The sequence below is a fragment of the Pedococcus bigeumensis genome (assembly GCF_006438965.1).
Taxonomy (GTDB): domain Bacteria; phylum Actinomycetota; class Actinomycetes; order Actinomycetales; family Dermatophilaceae; genus Pedococcus; species Pedococcus bigeumensis_A.
Genome location: NZ_RCZM01000005.1, coordinates 171,922 through 191,219, shown reverse-complemented (window position 1 = coordinate 191,219; position 19,298 = coordinate 171,922). Strand labels below are relative to the sequence as shown.

The following is a 19,298-nucleotide window of genomic DNA, read 5'->3' as shown; positions in this document are numbered from 1 at the left end:
CCCATGGCGCCAGACGGACGCGAGGTGGCGGCAGGGCCGAGGCTCGTTCGGCCCTACGCGTTGACGTCCGGACGCACCGAGTCCGTGGTCGACCTACCCATCGAGGCCACGTTCGAGGTGTCGCCGTCCGGCCGCACCGCGACCTGGCCCGAGGGCGACCTCTCGGGACAGATCCTCGACCTGTGTGCAGCCAAGGAGTCGGTGGCTGAGGTCTCGGCGAAAATGCACATCCCACTCGGCGTCGCCCGGGTGCTGCTGGGTGACCTGGTCACCGCGGGGCACCTCAAGACGCGGACGACCATTTCCGAAAACACGACATCCGACGAACGACGTGAACTGATTGAAAGGACACTCAGTGGACTACGCGCCCTCTAACCGCAACAGCGCCTCGACGAAGATTGTCGTGGCCGGCGGCTTCGGCGTCGGCAAGACCACCTTCGTTGGTGCCGTCTCCGAGATCGACCCCCTGCGCACCGAGGCACTCGTCACGAACGAGTCCGAGGGCCAGGACGACATCTCCAAGGTCCAGCAGAAGCACACCACCACGGTGGCGATGGACTTCGGCCGCATCACGCTGGCCGAGAACCTCGTCCTCTACCTGTTCGGCACCCCTGGCCAGCGTCGCTTCTGGTTCATGTGGGACGACCTGGTCAAGGGCGCCATCGGTGCCGTCGTGCTGGTCGACGTCCGTCGCCTGGACGACAGCTTTGCCGCTGTCGACTACTTCGAGGCCAAGGGTCTGCCGTTCATCGTCGCGCTCAACCAGTTCGACGGTTCGCAGGAGTTCGGGCCGGACGACATCCGCGAGGCACTGGCCATCCCGGCGCACATCCCCGTCATCGAGGTCGATGCCCGGGACCGCGAGTCCGCCAAGAAGGCCCTCGTCCGCATCACCGAGTTCGCCCTGACCCAGCTCACCGGCGTGGCTGCCTCGGCCTGACCCCGAGCCGTCTCCGGACGACCCTCTCGACCCGACGCCGGGTGCCGCCTCCGAGGAAGCGGCACCCGGCGCGGTCGTGTCTAGTGGCCGGTGAGGACGCCGGCGAGGCGTTCCACGTCGTCGGGCCCGTCGAGGTCCGGCAGCCCGACGAACACGGTCGTCACCCCGAGATCAGCCAGCGCCAGGAAGCGATCGTGGTGCAGCGCCGCCTCACCCGCGTGATGACGTGCGGCGTAGGCCGCGGCAGGGGTGCGCCCGCGGTGCCTCTCGACCCGGCGCCACGTGTCGTCGCGGTCGGCGCCGATGACGGGGAGGTCGAGCACCGTCACGGCCACCTCGTCCGGGTCGCGCCCGACTGCGTCGCAGTGCCGACGCAGCACCGCGAGCTTGCGCTCGAGGGTCGGCAGGTCGCTCGGGAGGTTGCACGCGTCGGCGAGCTCCGCCGCGATACGCAGGGTGCGTTGCTCCCCGGAGCCGCCCACGACGATCTGTGGTTGCCCCACGGGCCGTGGGTATGCCGTGGTCTCCGGCAGCGTGACGCGCCGGCCCTCGTGCGCCTTGGTGCCCTTGCCCCACAGCGCCCGGATCGTCTCGATCGACGCCTCCAGCTGGTCCAGCCGCTCCGCCGGCGGGGGAAACGGCAGCCCGAACGCGAGGTGCTCGCGCTCCCACCAGCCTGCGCCGAGCCCGACGAACGCCCGGCCGCCTGACAGGACGTCAAGGGTGGCAACGGTTTTCGCGATGATGCCTGGAGCGCGGAAGGTCACCGGAGACACGAGGGTCCCGAGCCGGAGGTCGGTGTCCAGCCCGGCGAGCAGGCCCAGCGTCACCCAGGGCTCGGGGATCGGTTCCCAGGCTCGGTCCACCTGGGGGATCTGGATGAGGTGGTCCATCAGGGCGATGCCACCGAAGCCGTGGTGGTCGGCCACGAGGGCGATCGAGCGCAGCCATCCGGCGGGATCCTCGCCCCAGGGGAAGCGGGACACCTGCAGGACCACCTCCAGGCCGAGGTCACCCGACCCCGACCTCGTGGGGCCTGGTGCCACGGCTCTGGCCACTGGAGCAACAGTCGTGGAGGTCGACTCGTCGACGATCGTGCGGACCTCGTCCCACCCCTCCTCGCCGATGGTCGTCCGTACCCGCTCGAAGGTGGCGAGCTGCTGGGTGAGCACCGACGCCGGGACCGGTCGGTCGCGCTGGGAGTTGCGCGCCCGGCATACCGCCGCGTTGGTCTCGAAAAGGACTGCGACGCAAGGGAGCCCAGTCGCTCGGGCCTGCTCGCGAAAGCGGTCCCGCAGGTCCGGGTCGAGGCCGAGGGTATCGACGACGACCGTCAGCCCTCGGCGCGACCTCGCGGCGACGACCTGGTGGAGCAGGGCGAACGCGTCGGCCGAGGCGTCGAGGTCGAACTCACCACTGCCGACGACTGCGCGCAGCGCGTCCGACGACACGACCTCCTGCTGGCGGTAGTGCTGGGCGGCCCACGTCGACTTGCCCGCGCCGCTGGGCCCGACCAGCACCACGAGAGCCGGGTCGGGCAGGGGTTCGACTCTGCTCAGGCCTCTGCCCTCAGGGCGTGGCTGACAAGTCCGACGAGGTTGCCCTCGCTGTCCCGGATGAAGGCCATCCACTCGTCGCTGCCGGCCGGGCCGAGGGTGTCGTCGGTGTGGCTGAAGATGACGTGCGGCTCGGACTCGATGACCACGCCGTCGGCACGCAGCTCCTCGACGCGGGTCGTCACGTCGTCGACGGCCAGGTAGAGCAGGGCCGGGCTGGCAGCGATCTCGAGGAGCAGCCGGGTCCCGCCGCCCAGGCTGAAGAACAGCAGTCCGGGCGGGTCGAACCTGGCCAGCGGCTGGGATCCGAGCAGGCGTTCGTAGAAGGCTGAGGCCCGGTCGAGGTCCTCAGCATGCTGGGCCACCTGAGCCAGGCCTGTGCCACCTGTCATCGCACCCACCTCCTGGGCGTGAATCTACTGCTCGACGGTGCGCCGCCGCTCGAGGATGGCGGCGGCCACCTCGCGCGGATGGGTCTCGGGCAGCCAGTGCCCCGCATCGAGCTCGACGAAGCTGTAGTCGGCGGCCACGTGGTCGCGGGTGCGTTCGGCAGCTGCCCGACCCAGCGCCGGGTCGTGACGACCCCAGACGTAGGTCGCGGGGGTCGAGATCCGGCGAGTGCCGGTCGTGAGGTCAGAGTTGTTGCGGCGCAACGGAATTGCTCGGTACCAGCCCAGCCCGCCACGCGCCATGCCCGGGAGGCGGAACCGAGCGGCATACCTCTGCACGTCCTGCTCGGGCAGCCCGGAGCGACGCAGCGCGACGGGGAGCCGGCGGCGCAGCACCAGCTCGGGGACCACCGGGAGCTGGAACGCGGCCATGTACCAGCTGCGCCGGGCCTGGTCCGCGTGACGCATCGCCCACGCGATGGCGCGGTGGTGCGGCGTGGAGACCACGGTCAGGCTGAGCAGGCGTTCGGGGTGGCGCTCGGCAAAAGCCCACGCGACCGACCCGCCCCAGTCGTGCCCCACGAGGTGCACGCGGGACTCGCCCAACGCGTCGACGAGCGCCAGCACATCGGCGACCAGCTCGGACATGCGGTAGGCCGCGCGTCCCGTCGGTAGCGCGCCCGGGGAGTAGCCGCGCTGGTCCGGGGCCACCACGCGCAGGCCAGCCTCGGTGAGCAGCGGCGTTACCTGCGCCCACGCGTGCCGGTCCTGGGGCCAGCCGTGCAGCAGGACCGCGACGTCGTCTCCGCCGCCCCTGTCGGTGACGTCGAACACCAGGCCGTCCCGCATGAACTGCTCCACCCGGCGAACCTATCCCGGCGCTGCAGGATGCCCGGGGCGGGGTGGAGCGGCAGCAGCACCGGTCCTGATGTGGGCCGAGTCGCACAGGGCGGGGCCGGGCCGGACATCATGGGGCCGTGCCGACCTTCCAGTTCCACCACGAGTGGGCCCTCCCTGCCGAACCGGAGCGGGTCTTCGACGCGCTCGCCGACGTGGAGCGGTATGCCGTCTGGTGGCCGCAGGTGCGCTCGGCCGAACGGATCGACGACGAGTCGGGGCGTACTCACATCCGCAGCTTCCTGCCCTACACCCTCCACCTCGTGCTGCGCCGGGAGGTGGAGGACCGGTCCAACGGTCACCTGAAGGTTGCCGTGAGAGGAGACCTCGAGGGGTGGTGCGAGTGGCGAGTTCGCACTGGTGGCAACGGAACTGGGGTGAGCGTCGCGGAGTTCGACCAGGAGGCCGTCCTCACCCCCACGCTGCTCGCCCGGACCGCCCGCGTCACCGGACCGCTGATGCGGGCCAACCACTCGTGGATGATGCGGTCCGGCCGGGCTGGCCTCGTCGACTACCTGGCTCAGAGTCGGTGAGCGTGTTGGCGGCGTGACCCGTCGCGCCAACAGGCTCGGGGGTGCGAGACAATGGCACGTGACCAAGCCTGCCGCCCAGTACGACCTCGGCGGACGGCGGGCGTGGATCGTGTATGCCGCGTCGGTGTCCGTCTACATCCTGGCGGTCTTCCACCGCAGCTCCCTCGGCGTGGCCGGGCTGCTCGCGAGCGAACGCTTCGACATCGCGGCGACCCAGCTGTCCGTCTTCACGATGGTGCAGCTCCTCGTCTACGCCGCCATGCAGATCCCGGTCGGCGCGCTCCTCGACCGGTTCGGGCCGAAGCGGCTGCTGCTGTGCGGGGTCACCCTGATGACCGTCGCGCAGCTGGGCTTCGCCTTCGCCGACGTGTTCTGGATCGGCATCGTGACCCGGGTGTTCGTCGGGATCGGCGACGCCATGGTGTTCATCCCTCTGCTGCGCATCGTGGCGCTGTGGTTCCCGCCGCTGCGCATCCCGATGGTCACCCAGGTCACCGGTCTGCTGGGGCAGCTGGGCGCCCTCACTGCGGCGACACCACTCGTCTTCGCACTGCACAAGTGGGGCTGGACGCCGTCCTACGCGGGCTCGGCGCTGTTCGGTGTCGTCCTGGGCGCCATCGTCCTGGTCGTCGTGCGGGACTCACCCAACCCCGACCACGAGCTCGACCAGATCAAGGTCCGCGCCCTCGCGGGCAGCGTCCGGGCCGCCTGGCGAACTCCCGGCACCCGGCTCGGGCTGTGGTCGCACTTCTCCGCCCAGTTCGGGGCAACCGTGTTCGCGCTGCTGTGGGGCTATCCGTTCCTCGTCGCCGGACAGGGGCTGTCGCCCAAGACGGCCGGCATCCTGCTGATGCTGATGACCGTGACCACGGTGGTGAGCAGCCCGCTGATCGGCGGGTTCGTCACGAAGTACCCGTTCTCACGCTCGACGCTCATCCTCGGGATCGTCTTCTCGATCATGACCGTCTGGGCCGTCGTCCTGTTGTGGCCCGGCCGGGCGCCGCTGCCGCTGCTGGTGGTGCTCGTCGTCATCACGGCGGTCGGCGGTCCCGGTTCGCTCGTGGGCTTCGACCTGGCTCGGACCTTCAACCCGCCCACGCGGCTGGGCAGCGCCACCGGGATCGTGAACGTCGGTGGTTTCCTTGCGTCACTGTCGACGGTGACGCTGATCGGGATCATCCTGGACCGGGTCGCGCCGGGTGGACCGAGCACCTACGACGTGGACACCTTCAGGGCCGCGATGTCGGTGCAGTACCTCGTCTGGGGTGCCGGTGTCGTGCAGATCCTGAGGTACCGGCGCAAGACCCGGAGGGCGTTGTTGGACAGCGATCCGGACGCGTATGCCGCCCTGCGGTCCGGCGAGGCCATCACCCCCTGAGCTGCGGCCTCCTCCGACCGCTGGCCACCCGTGCCGCGCCCCGGGGGTTATCAAGGGGTTTGCTGCCAGATTGGTGGCCAGAAGTGCGGTCGTCGGATGGGCCCCAGAGGGGTGCTCAGGGCCTCTCACCTGCGAAAACGCCGATTTCGTTACCTATTCGTGATCAGTTCTGGACAGGTGATCGAAGGATTGCCGCGGCCTGCTGAAAGACATCGGTGTAACTCGACGAACTACACCAATGTCATTCCCGCCCGAGGCCGGTAAGGCGTGGGATTTGTGTGACGAGAGTGTTCTGAGTGAAAACCCGGCTCTAGTCTCGTGCGGCTGCCACAAACCCGACTGGCCACCCGATCTGAGAGGCATCCCCCCGTGCCGAACGCCCACTCCGCCCGACGCGCACTGCGCACCGGTGCGACCCTCTGCATGGTGGGGATCCTGGCTGGCACCACGGCGCTGTCCGCCTCGGCCGACCCGGACCCGGTGTACCCGTCCAAGGCGCAGGTCGACAAGGCCCAGTCCGCCGTCGCCACCACGTCCGGCAAGGTCTCCAGCCTCGACGCGCAGTACGCCGCCGCCAGCGCCCAGCTCAGCCAGGTCCAGGACCGTGCCGGTGCGGCCGCAGAGGCCTACAACGGAGCCGTCTACGAGCTCGACAAGCGCACCGCCGAGACCACCGCCGCCAAGAAGCGTGCCGCCCAGGCGCAGGAGGTCGCGGATGCCGCGGCCCTGCAGGTGCGGCGCTACGCAGCCAGCGTCTACCAGCAGGGCGGCAACCTCGGCGAGCTCGAGGCCTACCTGTCCAGCACCGGCCCGCAGGACCTGATGGACCGCGCCACCGCCCTCGAGGCCGTGAGCGACGCCCGGACCCGCACCCTCCAGCAGGCAGCCGCCTCCTCGATCGTCGCCGACACGATGCGTCAGCAGGCCGCCGGAGCCGAGGCGGCGCAGGCCAAGGCTGCCAAGGCCGCTGAGGACGCCCGGAACGCCGCCCAGGCGCAGGCCGACCAGGCCGAGGCCGCGGCGGCCCAGATCCAGCAGGAGCAGAACGCCCTCACCGTGCAGCTGGCCACCCTGCGCAAGACCTCGGTCGACCTGGAGAAGCAGCGCCAGGACGGGCTGGCCGCCGCGGCAGTCGCCCGGGCCGCCGCCGCTGAGGCCGCCCGTCAGGCCCGCCTTGCCGCTGAGCGCGCCAAGGCCGCTCGCACCGCTGCCGCCAGGAAGGCGGCCCAGCAGGCTGCAGCCCGCGCCGCCGCAGAGGCCGCTCGCCAGAAGGCCGCCGCCGAAGCCGCCGAGAAGGCCGCCGAAGAGGCGTCGCAGCAGCAGAACCACCCCAAGCCCAAGCCCAAGCCGGACAACCCCCCGCCCCCGCCGCCGTCCACGAACGGTGGGGTCTCGGCGGTCATCGGGTATGCGCGCTCCCAGATCGGCAAGCCCTACCAGTGGGGCGGTTCGGGTCCGAACAGCTTCGACTGCTCAGGCCTGACCATGCGCGCCTGGCAGCGGGCCGGCGTCAACCTCTCGCACTACACCGGTGCCCAGTGGGGCGAGACCTCGCGGGTGGCCATCAGCGACCTGCGCCCAGGAGACCTCGTCTTCTACGGCGACTCCGGCCCCACCAGCCACCACGTCGGTCTCTACATCGGCGGCGGCCAGATGATCGAGGCGCCCTACACCGGTGCCAACGTCCGCTACGCCTCCATCTACCGCTCCGACCTCGTGCCCTATGGCGGCCGCCCCTAGCTACTCCCGCGGCGGCCCGAGCGGACGCCCCGGTGAGCCGAGTGCCTATCCAGGCACCCGGCACACCTCCCCCCAAGACACCAAGCCCCCTGGCTGACGTCCTGTCGCCTTAGGGCCTGTGTATGCCGCGCGCGCGCCCCGCGCGCGAGGCTCAGTCGGTGGGGGGCTTGGCCTCGGACATCGGCTCGGCGGAGACGTCGGGCATCCGCCAGCGGGCGGTGGTCATGCCGGCCTCCTTGGCGCGCTGGATCGCCTCGCGCACCACGCGCTCGGCCTCCTCGCGGCCGGCCCAGTGGGCGCCCTCGACGGACTTGCCGGGCTCGAGGTCCTTGTAGGTCTCGAAGAAGTGCTGGATCTCGAGGCGGTCGAAGCTGCTGACCTGCTCGAGGTCGACGAGGTGGGCCTGGCGCGGGTCGCCGGCCGGCACGCAGAGGATCTTGTCGTCGCCGCCGGCCTCGTCGCGCATGTGGAACATGCCGATCGGGCGGACGCGCACCAGGCAGCCGGGGAACGTGGGCTCTTCGAGCAGGACCAGGGCGTCGAGCGGGTCGCTGTCCTCACCGAGGCTGTCCTCGACATAGCCGTAGTCGGCGGGGTACCGCGTCGAGGTGAAGAGCAGCCGGTCGAGCCTGATCCGACCGGTCTCATGGTCGACCTCGTACTTGTTGCGGTGCCCCTTCGGGATCTCGATGGTGACGTCGAACTCCACGACGATGTCCCTTCCGTAGTGCGCATGCCTGAGACGTGGTGCGCGCGCCTATGACCTAGGCTCGCCGCTAAGTGTTCCGTATGACGCAAGTCCAGCGCTGAGGGGGTCGAGTGCGCCGCATCCTGGCCGCGTTGCTCGCCGTCGTGGTGCTGGGGGCGGTCTACACGACTCTCGACGTGTTCGACATCGTGCCGGGGATCCTGACCCGTGACCAGCCACGGGTGGCGCCCACCCCGGCGGCCACGACCGGCACTGCGGCACCCACCACCGTCCCGGTCCCCACGGTCAACGCTGCCGCGCAACCCCTCGAGCCCGCGTCCGCGTCCGCACCCATCCCGGACCCGGCTGCCCTCGCCTCGGCGCTCGCGACCGTCGTCGCCGACCCGGCCCTGCGTCCCGGGCCGGGCATCGTGGTGCGCGACGCCTTCACCGGCCAGACCCTGCTGAGCAAGGACGCCACGAAGGCCCGCGTGCCCGCCTCGACGGCCAAGCTGCTGACCGCCCTCGCGGTCGGCACCACGCTCGACCCGCTGGCGACGCTGCCCACGAGGGTGGTGCAGGGCGCCCGACCGGACGAGCTCGTGCTCGTCGCCGGTGGCGACACCATGCTGGCCAGGGGCAAGGGGACGCCAACGGCGGTCGAGGGGCGCGCCGGCCTGGGCGACCTGGCCGGCCAGGTCGCCTCGGCCTTGCAGGGTGCAGCGACCACGAAGGTCACCCTCCGGCTGGACACCACCTACGCGAAGGGCCCGCGCTGGGCGCCGGGCTGGAGCCAGGCGGACGTCAAGGCCGGCTACACCGGTGGGGTGTCGATGCTCGGCCTGGCCGGCCAGCGCGCCGTGCCGTTCAAGCCGGCACCCCGCAACCCCGAGGCCGCCACCGGTGCGGCCTTCGTGAGCGCCCTGGCCAAGGCCGGGATCACCGCGACCCTCGCCCCCGAGTCAACCTGGTCCGAGAAGGTGCCCGCCGGTGCCACCGAGCTGGGGCGGGTGGCGTCGGCCCCGATCGGCGACATCCTCGCCCTCGCCCTCGACGACAGCGACAACGCCCTGACCGAGGGACTGGCGCGGCAGGCGACGGTGAAGGCAGGGGGCTCGACGAGCTTCGCGGCGGCCGTCGCCTTCGTGACGACCACGGTCGAGGCCCGCGGGGTCGACCTCAGCGGCGTGACCCTCAAGGACGCGAGCGGGCTCACCTCGGGCCAGGCGATCCCGCCGCAGGTGCTGTCGGACGTGCTCCAGCTCGGGGCCGACGGGTCGGTGCCGGCGATGCAGGACACCGTCGCGCAGCTGCCCGTGGCCGGCCTGTCGGGCACGCTGTCGACCCGGTTCCACGCGAAGAGCACGCGTGCCGTCGCGGGCCTGGCCCGGGCCAAGACCGGCACCCTCACCGGAGTAAGCGCCATGGCCGGAACCGTCATCGACGCCGACGGACGCGTGCTGTCCTTCGTGGTCGAGGCCGACGGGCTCCCGGGCGGCGTCGGAACCCTCAATGCGCGGGCCGCGTTGGACCGCTTCGTGGCGGTGCTCGCGACCTGCGGGTGTCCCTGACCTACCGTGAGGGGATGACCGTGCCCGACGCTGCAGCTCCGCAGGCCACCCGCTACGTCGACTGGCAGTTCGCCAAGACGACCGGGACCCGGCTCGTGCCGGCCGGACCCAAGGTGACCGTCGCCGAAGCCGCCGAGGTCGTCGCGTCGGTGCGCGCCGCAGCCCACCGCGCCCAGCAACCCGTGGCGGAGACGGCTCGGCTGCACGCTCCCGGCGACGCACCCGGCCCGGTCGTCGTCGACCGCCGCACCTGGATCTCGCTCAACGCCGACTCCATGTCGGCCCTGATGGACCCCGTCTTCGGCAAGCTCGTCGACAGCCAGAAGGCCGCGCCGAACCAGACGATGCAGGCGATCGGCGGCAAGGTCACCGGCGGCGAGGCCGGAGCGCTGCTCGCGTTCATGTCGAGCAAGGTCCTCGGCCAGTACGACCTCGCGCCGGGTGGCACGCCCCAGCTGATGCTGGTCGCCCCCAACCTGGTCCAGGTGGAGCGCGAGCTCGGCGTCGACCCGGCCGACTTCCGGCTCTGGGTCTGCATGCACGAGGAGACCCACCGCGTGCAGTTCACCGCGGTGCCGTGGCTGCGGGACCACATGGTCGACCGGGTGCGCACCCTGGCGACGGACCTCGTGCCCGACCCGGAGTCCCTGCAGGAGACCCTCTCCCGGCTCGGCAAGCAGCTCCCCGATGCGCTGAAGAGCGGTGGCGCCGGCCTCACCGACCTCATCGCCTCGCCGGAGCAGCGCGCCAAGCTCGCCGAGGTCACCGCGGTCATGTCCCTGCTCGAAGGGCACGCCGACGTCGTCATGGACGAGGTCGGCCCGCAGATCATCCCCTCGGTCGCGCAGATCCGGAGCAGGTTCAACGAACGTCGTAAGGGCGTCGGCGCCTTCGACCGGGTGCTGCGCCGGCTGCTGGGGCTGGAGGCCAAGATGCGGCAGTACCGCGACGGCGCGGTCTTCGTCCGCGAGGTGACCGAGGCCGTCGGCACCGACGGCTTCAACCGCGTCTGGGAGTCGCCCGAGACGTTGCCGCTGCCGGCCGAGATCGCCACACCGTCGACCTGGGTCGCCCGGGTCCACGGCTGACCGGTGACCACACCCGCATCCCGGTGGACCTGAGGTGACCGGACCGCACCCGGCCACGGCGGCCATCAGGGTCGCCGTCCGCGCGGCCCTGGCCGAGTGCGACCCGGGCGACCTCGTCCTCGTCGCGTGCAGCGGCGGCGGGGACTCGCTCGCGCTCGCGGCCGCCGTTGCCTTCGAGGCGCCGCGGCTGGGGGTCCGGGCGGGCGCGGTGGTGGTCGACCACGGGCTGGCGGCCGACTCGGCGGAGGTCGCCCGACGAGCCTCCGCGCAGTGTGACGCCCTCGGACTGGCTCCGTCGAGCTGGGCGACCGTCGAGGTCGCGGCAGGCACCGACGGTCTCGAGGCCGCCGCCCGCCAGGCGCGCTACGCCGCCCTCGATGCCGCCGCCGACCGACACGGCGCGCGCCTCGTGCTGTTCGGCCACACCCTCGACGACCAGGCCGAGCAGGTGCTGCTCGGCCTGACCCGTGGTGCCGGCGCCCGTTCCCTCTCCGGTATGCCGCGTGCTCGCGACCGATTCCGACGTCCCCTCCTCGGGGTGACCCGCGGGCAGACCCGTGCCTCCTGCGCCGCCGAGGACCTCACCTGGTGGGACGACCCGATGAACGCTGACCCTTCCTTCACGCGGGTCCGCGCGCGACGAGCCCTCGTCGACCTCGAGCGAGACCTCGGCCCCGGTGTCGCGGCCGCGCTCGCCCGCACCGCCGACCAGCTGCGCGAGGACGCCGACCACCTCGACCTGCTGGCCGACCAGGCTGTGACCGACCTCGGGGCCGGTCCGTGGGCGGCTGCCGACCTCGCCGTGCTGCCTCGTGCGGTCCGCACGCGGGTCTGGCGACGTCTCGCCGTCGCGGCGGGTGCGCCGGCCGGGCAGGTGAGCACGCGGCATACCGAGGCGTGTGACTCGCTGCTCACGCGCTGGCACGGGCAGGGACCGGTCAGCCTGCCCGGCGCCCTCCTCGTGACCCGCAGCGACGGGCGGGTATCCATCGCCGCCTCGCCTCGGGTTGAATAGCCCCGCACCCGCACGACCAGTACCCAACCACCAGGAGTAGAGCCGTGGACGCTGCCCACATGGGAGCCGACCTCGAGAAGGTCCTCATCACCGAGGAGGAGATCCACGCCAGGCTCGACGAGCTGGCGACCGAGATCTGGGCGGAGTACGAAGGCAAGGACCTGCTGCTGGTCGGGGTCCTCAAGGGCGCCGTCATGGTGATGGCCGACCTGTCCCGCGCGCTGCCCGGGACTGCCCCGGTCGACTGGATGGCAGTGTCGTCCTATGGCTCCGGCACCAAGTCCTCGGGTGTGGTCCGCATCCTGAAGGACCTCGACACCGACATCACCGGGAAGCACGTCCTCATCGTCGAGGACATCGTCGACTCCGGGCTGACCCTGTCCTGGATCAAGGCCAACCTCGAGTCGCGTTCGCCCGCCTCGGTGGAGATCTGCACCCTGCTGCGCAAACCCGAGGCTGCCAAGGTCGAGATCGACGTCAAGTGGGTGGGCTTCGACATCGCCAACGAGTTCGTCGTGGGCTACGGGCTCGACTATGCCGAGAACTACCGCAACCTGCGCGAGGTAGGCACCCTCGCCCCGCACGTCTACGCCTGAGGCGTACCCGAGAGGCGCACGGAACACCGCGTCCATCCGGGTCGTTGTCCAGCACGAGCCACCGGAGCACTGCGTAGTACCGTCGTGGTAGAGCCGAGCCCAGGCCGGGCCCCGGCACACAGCGTGAGCGAGCAGGAGGAACGGGGCGGCCAGCCCCGCTACATACATGGATTACAAGCGCATCCTTCGGGCCCCGTTGTTCTGGGTCGTCGCCGTCATCGCTGTCACGTTGATGGTCTTCAGCCTCAGCGACGCGGGCGGATACACCCGGATCGACACCTCCGCCGCGCAGCAGCTCATCGCCGAGAAGAAGGTGGAGCGCGCCGTTGTCACGAACAACGAGGTGGTCGACCTCGACCTCAAGAAGGGCGTGACCTACTCCGACGGCAAGAGCATCAAGGACGCGACCAAGGTCCGCACGCAGTACGTCGACGCGGCCGGTCCCGCCTTCATCAAGCTCCTCGAGGACAACCCGCCGCCCGGCCGCACCGACCAGGTCATCAAGGACACCAACCCGCTGCTCGCGCTGCTGGGTTCGCTGCTCCCGATCATCATCCTGCTGGGCCTCTTCTGGTTCCTGATGAACCAGATGCAGGGTGGCGGCTCCCGGGTCATGCAGTTCGGCAAGTCCAAGGCCAAGCTCGCCACCAAGGACACCCCCAAGGTCACCTTCGCGGACGTCGCCGGCGCTGACGAGGCCGTCGAGGAGCTCCACGAGATCAAGGAGTTCCTGGCCGAGCCTGCGAAGTTCCTCGCGGTGGGCGCCAAGATCCCCAAGGGCGTGCTGCTCTACGGCCCTCCCGGCACCGGCAAGACCCTGCTCGCCCGCGCCGTCGCCGGTGAGGCAGGGGTTCCGTTCTACTCGATCTCGGGTTCGGACTTCGTCGAGATGTTCGTCGGTGTCGGTGCGAGCCGCGTGCGTGACCTGTTCGAGCAGGCCAAGGCCAACGCCCCGGCCATCGTGTTCGTCGACGAGATCGACGCCGTGGGCCGGCACCGTGGCGCCGGCCTCGGCGGTGGGCACGACGAGCGCGAGCAGACCCTCAACCAGCTGCTCGTCGAGATGGACGGGTTCGACGTCAAGACGAACGTCATCCTCATCGCCGCGACCAACCGCCCCGACATCCTCGACCCGGCGCTGCTGCGTCCCGGCCGGTTCGACCGCCAGATCGCGGTCGAGGCCCCCGACATGATCGGCCGCCACCGCATCCTCGAGGTGCACTCCCAGGGCAAGCCGATGGCCACCGGGGTCGACCTGCTGGCGGTCGCCCGCAGGACGCCCGGATTCACCGGTGCCGACCTGGCCAACGTGCTCAACGAGGCCGCCCTGCTCACCGCCCGCAGCGACGGCAAGCTGATCGACGACGCCGCCCTCGACGAGGCCATCGACCGCGTCATCGCCGGCCCGCAGAAGCGCACCCGGATCATGTCCGCCAAGGAACGCAAGATCACGGCCTACCACGAGGGTGGGCACGCCATCGTGGCCGCGGCCATGAACCACCTCGACCCCGTGACCAAGGTGACGATCCTGCCGCGTGGCCGTGCACTCGGCTACACGATGGTGATGCCGACCGACGACAAGTACTCCACCACCCGCAACGAGATCCTCGACCAGCTGTCCTACGCGATGGGTGGCCGGGTCGCCGAGGAGGTCGTCTTCCACGACCCCACCACGGGTGCCTCGAACGACATCGAGAAGGCCACCGGCATGGCCCGCAAGATGGTCACCGAGTACGGCATGAGCGAGCGGGTCGGCGCCATCAAGCTGGGCTCATCAGGGGGCGAGGTCTTCCTCGGCCGCGACATGGGGCACCAGCGCGACTACTCCGAGGAGGTCGCGAGCGTCGTCGACGAAGAGGTGCGCAAGCTCATCGACGCCGCTCACGACGAGGCGTGGCACGTCATCAACGACAACCGCGACATCCTCGACAGCCTGGTCCTCGACCTGCTCGAGCACGAGACGCTCAACGCCAAGGAGCTCGCGGCGATCTTCGAGCCGATCCGCAAGCGCCCGATCCGCCCGACCTGGCTGTCCAGCGAGACCCGCTTCCTCTCCGACCAGCCCCCCGTCCTGACCCCGGCCGAAAAGGCCGCCCAGAACGGTTCGGCGCCGACCTTCGAGGCCGCCGGCAGCAACCGCCAGACCGCCGAGGCGATCGACAAGGCGGCCGAGGCCGGCGCGGTCAAGGCTCCCGAGGAGCACCCGCCCACCCAGGTGATCGAGATCCCCGAGGGTGGCCAGGTCGATCAGAATGGCCAGTGAGGCCAAGCCCCACGTGGTGGACCAGCCGCGTGCCGAGGCGGCCGTTCGTGAGCTGCTGATCGCCATCGGCGAGGACCCTGACCGTGAGGGTCTCGTCGAGACGCCGGCCCGGGTGGCGCGGGCCTACGGCGAGTTCTTCGCCGGGCTGTCCCTCGACGCCGGCGAGGTGCTGTCCAAGACCTTCCGGATCGACCACGAGGAGATGATCCTGGTGCGCGACATCGAGGTGTACTCGATGTGCGAGCACCACCTCGTGCCGTTCCACGGCGTCGCCCATGTCGGCTACATCCCGGCCAGGGACGGCCGCGTGACGGGTCTGTCGAAGCTGGCCCGACTGGTCGAGATGTACGCCCGTCGCCCCCAGGTGCAGGAGCGGCTCACGACCCAGGTCGCCGACTCCCTCGTCACCCACCTCGGTGCCCAGGGCGTGATGGTCATCGTCGAGTGCGAGCACCTCTGCATGTCGATGCGGGGCATCCGCAAGCCGGGGTCGCGGACCATCACCTCAGCGGTGCGCGGCCAGCTGCGCGACCCCGCCACCCGGGCCGAGGCCATGGCGCTGCTCCTGGGTGGCAAGCGGTGAGCGGACGCGAACTGTCGCGCCCCACCACCCCGAAGCTCCCCGGCATACTCACGGCGTCCAGGGCGCCTCGGCTGCTCGGCAACCTGACCTACCTCGTCGGCACGGTCGACCTGCTGACCGGGCTGCTGCACTCCTGGCGGCTGCACCTGCACGGTCTGACCGAGATGCTGCCCGGCGCCCTGTCCGACGCGGCAGCGGCGGTCACGGTCGTGTCGGGGATCTTCCTGATCGTGCTCGGGCACTCGCTCAAGCGCCGCAAGCGCCGCGCCTGGCGCGCCGCGGTCGGCCTGCTCGCCCTGTCGGTCGGTCTGCACGTGATCAAGACGGAGCCCGCATCGGCTGCCATCTCGCTCGTCGGGCTGGGTCTGCTCGTCCGCGACCGGGCGCAGTTCCGCGCACTCGGTGACCCCACCACGCGGTGGCGGGCGGTGCGCGCGTTCGTCGTGCTGCTCGTCGTGTCGGTCCTGGCCGGCGGCTTGGTCGTCTGGCTCAACCGGCGCGACATCGTGGGCGGCTTCCCCGGGCTGGGGGCGTTCGTCCAGGAGCTGGGCCTGGGCATGGTCGGCGCCAATGGCCCGCTGGAGTTCACCCAGGACCGGGCGTCCGACATCGTGGGGTCGCTCCTGCTGGGGCTCGGGTTGATGACGCTCCTCACGCCGGCCTACCTCGCGCTGCGTCCGGCCGAACCGGTGCCGTCCCTGACCGAGGACGACGAAGCCCGGATACGCGCGCTCGTCGACCGGCAGGGCGACTCGCTCGCCTACTTCAACACCCGTCGCGACAAGTCGGTGATCTGGTCGTCGTCGGGCAAGTCAGCGATCGCCTACCGCGTCGTGTCCGGCGTGATGCTCGCCAGCGGCGACCCGGTTGGCGACCCCGAGGCGTGGCCGGGGGCGATGCAGGCGTTCCTGGCCGAGGCGGGTGCGCACGCCTGGACCCCCGCCGTGCTCGGGTGCTCCGAGCACGCCGGCACCGTCTGGGTGCGGGAGACCGGCTACACCGCCCTCGAGCTCGGCGACGAGGCCGTGGTCGACGCGACGACCTTCACCCTCGCGGGCCGTCCCATGCGCAACGTCCGTCAGATGGTGGGGCGGGTCGCGCGGGCCGGGTATGCCGTGGATGTGTGTCGCGTCCGCGACGTCACCACCGGGGTACGCGAGCGGGCGATGGCCGATGCGGCCTCGTGGCGGTCCAGCGCCACCGAGCGCGGGTTCTCCATGGCGCTCGGGCGACTGCTCGACGAGAGCGATCCCGACTGCGTCTTCGTGGCGGCACGGCAGGATGGGGTGGTGCGCGCATTCCTGCAGTTCGTCCCCTGGGGTCCCGACGGGATGTCCCTGGACGTGATGCGGCGCGACTCGACCGCGGAGGCCGGTGTCAACGAGCTGATGATCACCGAGGCACTGGCGGCCGCTCCCGGGCTGGGCGTGCAGCGGGTGTCGCTCAACTTCGCGGCGTTCCGGTCGGTCCTGGAACGCGGCGGCAAGCTCGGCGCCGGCCCGGTCCTCAGGTCCTGGCGGCGGGTGCTGCTGTTCGCCTCGCGCTGGCTCCAGATCGAGAGCCTCTACCGGTTCAACGCCAAGTTCCAGCCCCAGTGGCAGCCACGGTTCCTCGTCTACCCCTCGGGGTCGGACCTCCCGCGGGTCGGGCTGGCTGCGCTCGAGGCGGAGGCGTTCCTCACCTGGCCCACGCTGGGCCGGCTCGGCGGTGGCGCGTGACCGTGGCACCCGGGGCAGGCGCCCTGTCGTGGCCGCTGCGGCGGGCCGACGGGCTGCCGGTGGTGATGGGCGTGGTGAACGTGACTCCCGACTCGTTCAGCGACGGTGGTCAGTGGTTCGAGCCGTCGGCGGCGATCGAGCACGGGCGTGACCTGATGGCCCAAGGGGCCGACATCCTCGACGTGGGCGGCGAGTCGACCCGGCCGGGTGCCGAACGTCCTTCCGTGGGGGAGGAGAAGCGCCGGGTACTGCCCGTGGTGGCTGCCCTGGTCGCCGAGGGTGCGCTGGTCTCGGTCGACACCATGCGGGCCGAGGTAGCTGCCGAGGCGCTCGCCGTCGGCGCGGGCATCGTCAACGACGTGAGCGGTGGCATGGCCGACCCCGCCATGGCCGAGCTCGTCGCCGCGGCAGGAGTCCCGTTCATCGCGATGCACTGGCGCGGGCACAGTGTCGACATGCAGTCCCGGGCGGTCTACGACGACGTGGTTGCCGACGTCGTCGCCGAGCTGTCGCAGCGGGCGACTGAGCTGGTCGCAGCAGGGATCGCCGCGGACCGGATCGTGCTCGACCCCGGCTTCGGGTTCGCGAAGCGAACCGGGCACAACTGGTCGCTCCTGCGCGGGCTCGACCGCCTGCTGGAGCTCGGCCACCCCATCCTGGTGGGCACCTCACGCAAGACCTTTCTCGGCCGACTCGGTGTGCCGGCCGGTGAGGAGCCGCGCCACCCGCTGGACCGCGACCCGGCCACCGCAGCCACCTCCATGCACGCCGCGCGACTGGGAGCCTGGGGCGTCCGCGTCCACCACATCCCCTCCACGCTCGACGCCATGCGGGTCGCCCGCGCCATCGAGGAAGCCCAGTGACACCCGGAACATCGACGAAGGTGCATCAGTGACCGATCAAATTGTCCTCAAAGGCATTTCGGCCAAGGGCTTCCACGGTGTCCTCGACTTCGAGAAGCGCGACGGACAGACCTTCGTCGTCGACGTGACGATGCACGTCGACCTCGCGGCGGCCGGCACCAGCGACGACCTGGCCGACACCGTCAACTACGCCGAGGTCGCGGGCGACGTGGTGGCCCTCATCGAGGGAGACTCCCTCGACCTGATCGAGGCGCTTGCCTCCCGGATCGCCGACCGGGTGCTGGCGCGGCCCCTCGTCGAGGCGGTCGAGGTCGTCGTCCACAAGCCCGAGGCGCCCGTGGGTCACCCGTTCACCGACGTGCAGGTGCGGGTCAGCCGGGAACGCCAGTCCCAGGTGGTCATTGCGATGGGATCCAACATCGGTGACTCCATCGAGACCCTGCACGACGCCGCCATCTCCCTCTACGGGCTCATCGACATCATCGAGGTCTCCCCGGTCGTCGAGACGGACCCGGTGGGTGGTCCGGAGCAGCCGGCATACCTCAATGCGGTGGTGACGGGGACGACGCACCTGGCGCCGTCCTCGCTCCTGGCCGGCCTGCACGACATCGAGCGGGCCCACGGCCGAACTCGCGAAGTGCACTGGGGCCCAAGGACTTTGGACCTCGACCTCATCCAGTACGGCGACCCGGTGTTCGACACCGACATCGTCATGAACAGCCCCACGCTCACCCTGCCGCACCCGCGTGCCCACGAGCGCAGCTTCGTGCTCCTGCCGTGGTTGCAGGCCGACTCCGAGGCGGTGCTGCGGGTGGCCGGCCAGGTGCGCCGGGTGGCTGACCTGGTCAGCGGGATGGACGTGTCTGGGGTCCGACCCGGGCCGGACATCGACCTGCTGGAGGGGCCGTGGTGAACCAGGGCAACGGGCTGCGCTGGGCACAGCTCGCTGGGATCGCCCTGGTCGTCGGCCTGCTGTCGTGGCTCGGGTGGCGGCTCTACCTCAACGGCGGCCACCTGCTCGGACCCGCGTCGTGGGTCTCCGCGGTCATGCTGGTCGCGATGGCGGTCCTGGTCATCGGGGCCGGGCTGCCGGTGCGCCGCTTCCTACGTGGCGAGGCTCGCAAGTCGCTCAGCCCGATCCGGGCGGCGCGCACCCTCGTGCTCGCCCAGGCTGCCGCCCTCACCGGGTCGGGGGTGCTGGGTTGGTATGCCGCGCAGGTGGCTCACGCGCTCGGCGACCTCGACCTGCCCGGCTACCGCGAGCTGCTCTGGCGGCTGCTCGCGCTCTGTGTGGCGTCACTGGTCCTCACGACCGCGGGGATGCTCACCCAGCGGATGTGCCGCGTCGACCCGCCCAAGGACCGCGACTCGCGCTCCTGAGAAGTAGGCCCACAAGGCGATTGCGGTCGTCCACAGACGGGTCGGGCACCCTCTCGTTGTCCACAGGCGGGGCGCTGGGGCTTGCCTTGTGCACCGCAGC

At 71.0% G+C, this 19,298-nt stretch carries 19 protein-coding genes; 15 read left to right on the top strand and 4 right to left on the bottom strand.

What is annotated here, in order from left to right:
* Window positions 1-3 precede the first annotated feature (3 nt).
* Window positions 4-375: a DUF742 domain-containing protein gene (locus EAH86_RS15065; RefSeq protein WP_140742194.1), complete on the top strand. Its 372-nt coding sequence runs from the start codon at window positions 4-6 to the stop codon at window positions 373-375.
* Window positions 356-940 carry a GTP-binding protein gene (locus tag EAH86_RS15060; protein ID WP_140742192.1) on the top strand — a complete coding sequence of 195 codons (585 nt, stop codon included), beginning with the start codon at window positions 356-358 and terminating at the stop codon, window positions 938-940. The genes EAH86_RS15065 and EAH86_RS15060 overlap by 20 nt, the downstream gene beginning before the upstream one ends.
* An 80-nt stretch (window positions 941-1,020) precedes the next feature.
* Here EAH86_RS15060 and EAH86_RS15055 read toward each other — a convergent pair whose 3' ends face one another.
* From EAH86_RS15055 to EAH86_RS15045, 3 genes are read right to left on the bottom strand one after another with little or no spacing between them, the layout of a single operon-like run.
* Window positions 1,021-2,463 (bottom strand): LLM class flavin-dependent oxidoreductase, encoded by a 1,443-nt coding sequence (locus EAH86_RS15055; protein ID WP_241668391.1) that lies wholly within the window; start codon window positions 2,461-2,463, stop codon window positions 1,021-1,023.
* 32 nt (window positions 2,464-2,495) lie between these two features.
* Window positions 2,496-2,888 (bottom strand): VOC family protein, encoded by a 393-nt coding sequence (locus EAH86_RS15050; protein WP_140742190.1) that lies wholly within the window; start codon window positions 2,886-2,888, stop codon window positions 2,496-2,498.
* A 24-nt stretch (window positions 2,889-2,912) separates the two neighbouring features.
* Complete coding sequence (locus tag EAH86_RS15045) at window positions 2,913-3,746, bottom strand: alpha/beta fold hydrolase (protein ID WP_241668390.1); 834 nt, start codon at window positions 3,744-3,746, stop codon at window positions 2,913-2,915.
* A 116-nt stretch (window positions 3,747-3,862) separates the two neighbouring features.
* Between EAH86_RS15045 and EAH86_RS15040 the strand changes: the two genes are divergently transcribed.
* The 3 genes from EAH86_RS15040 to EAH86_RS15030 all read left to right on the top strand — a co-directional run bounded on the left by EAH86_RS15040 (window position 3,863) and on the right by EAH86_RS15030 (window position 7,433).
* Window positions 3,863-4,315: an SRPBCC family protein gene (locus EAH86_RS15040; protein ID WP_140742188.1), complete on the top strand. Its 453-nt coding sequence runs from the start codon at window positions 3,863-3,865 to the stop codon at window positions 4,313-4,315.
* A 58-nt stretch (window positions 4,316-4,373) separates the two neighbouring features.
* Window positions 4,374-5,693, top strand: coding sequence for an MFS transporter (locus tag EAH86_RS15035; protein WP_241668389.1), 1,320 nt, complete (start codon window positions 4,374-4,376; stop codon window positions 5,691-5,693).
* 369 nt (window positions 5,694-6,062) lie between these two features.
* Window positions 6,063-7,433, top strand: a complete 1,371-nt coding sequence (locus EAH86_RS15030; RefSeq protein ID WP_140742186.1) for an NlpC/P60 family protein — start codon at window positions 6,063-6,065, stop codon at window positions 7,431-7,433.
* 151 nt (window positions 7,434-7,584) lie between these two features.
* Here EAH86_RS15030 and EAH86_RS15025 read toward each other — a convergent pair whose 3' ends face one another.
* The gene (locus EAH86_RS15025) at window positions 7,585-8,142 is read right to left on the bottom strand and encodes an inorganic diphosphatase (protein WP_056921746.1); all 558 of its coding nucleotides are present in this window, start codon (window positions 8,140-8,142) and stop codon (window positions 7,585-7,587) included.
* Window positions 8,143-8,252: 110 nt separating this feature from the next.
* On the opposite strand from EAH86_RS15025, the gene EAH86_RS15020 reads away from it, so the two are divergent.
* From EAH86_RS15020 to EAH86_RS14975, 10 genes are all read left to right on the top strand, one after another.
* Window positions 8,253-9,692: a D-alanyl-D-alanine carboxypeptidase/D-alanyl-D-alanine-endopeptidase gene (locus EAH86_RS15020; protein ID WP_140742184.1), complete on the top strand. Its 1,440-nt coding sequence runs from the start codon at window positions 8,253-8,255 to the stop codon at window positions 9,690-9,692.
* Window positions 9,693-9,706: 14 nt separating this feature from the next.
* Complete coding sequence (locus EAH86_RS15015) at window positions 9,707-10,780, top strand: zinc-dependent metalloprotease (RefSeq protein WP_140742182.1); 1,074 nt, start codon at window positions 9,707-9,709, stop codon at window positions 10,778-10,780.
* Window positions 10,781-10,814: 34 nt separating this feature from the next.
* On the top strand, window positions 10,815-11,795 hold the full coding sequence (tilS, locus tag EAH86_RS15010) for a tRNA lysidine(34) synthetase TilS (RefSeq protein WP_140742180.1): 981 nt from the start codon (window positions 10,815-10,817) through the stop codon (window positions 11,793-11,795).
* 44 nt (window positions 11,796-11,839) lie between these two features.
* On the top strand, window positions 11,840-12,391 hold the full coding sequence (gene hpt, locus EAH86_RS15005; RefSeq protein WP_140742178.1) for a hypoxanthine phosphoribosyltransferase: 552 nt from the start codon (window positions 11,840-11,842) through the stop codon (window positions 12,389-12,391).
* 166 nt (window positions 12,392-12,557) lie between these two features.
* The gene (gene ftsH / locus EAH86_RS15000; protein ID WP_140742176.1) at window positions 12,558-14,654 is read left to right on the top strand and encodes an ATP-dependent zinc metalloprotease FtsH; all 2,097 of its coding nucleotides are present in this window, start codon (window positions 12,558-12,560) and stop codon (window positions 14,652-14,654) included.
* On the top strand, window positions 14,644-15,237 hold the full coding sequence (folE, locus tag EAH86_RS14995; RefSeq protein ID WP_140742174.1) for a GTP cyclohydrolase I FolE: 594 nt from the start codon (window positions 14,644-14,646) through the stop codon (window positions 15,235-15,237). The genes ftsH and folE overlap by 11 nt, the downstream gene beginning before the upstream one ends.
* Window positions 15,234-16,955 (top strand): phosphatidylglycerol lysyltransferase domain-containing protein, encoded by a 1,722-nt coding sequence (locus EAH86_RS14990; protein WP_206665845.1) that lies wholly within the window; start codon window positions 15,234-15,236, stop codon window positions 16,953-16,955. Before folE ends, EAH86_RS14990 begins: the two co-directional genes overlap by 4 nt.
* A 65-nt stretch (window positions 16,956-17,020) precedes the next feature.
* Window positions 17,021-17,818, top strand: coding sequence for a dihydropteroate synthase (folP, locus tag EAH86_RS14985; RefSeq protein ID WP_140742696.1), 798 nt, complete (start codon window positions 17,021-17,023; stop codon window positions 17,816-17,818).
* Window positions 17,819-17,846: 28 nt separating this feature from the next.
* Window positions 17,847-18,731, top strand: a complete 885-nt coding sequence (folK, locus tag EAH86_RS14980; protein WP_140742172.1) for a 2-amino-4-hydroxy-6-hydroxymethyldihydropteridine diphosphokinase — start codon at window positions 17,847-17,849, stop codon at window positions 18,729-18,731.
* Window positions 18,728-19,198: a DUF3180 domain-containing protein gene (locus EAH86_RS14975; protein WP_161988669.1), complete on the top strand. Its 471-nt coding sequence runs from the start codon at window positions 18,728-18,730 to the stop codon at window positions 19,196-19,198. Before folK ends, EAH86_RS14975 begins: the two co-directional genes overlap by 4 nt.
* Window positions 19,199-19,298 lie beyond the last annotated feature (100 nt).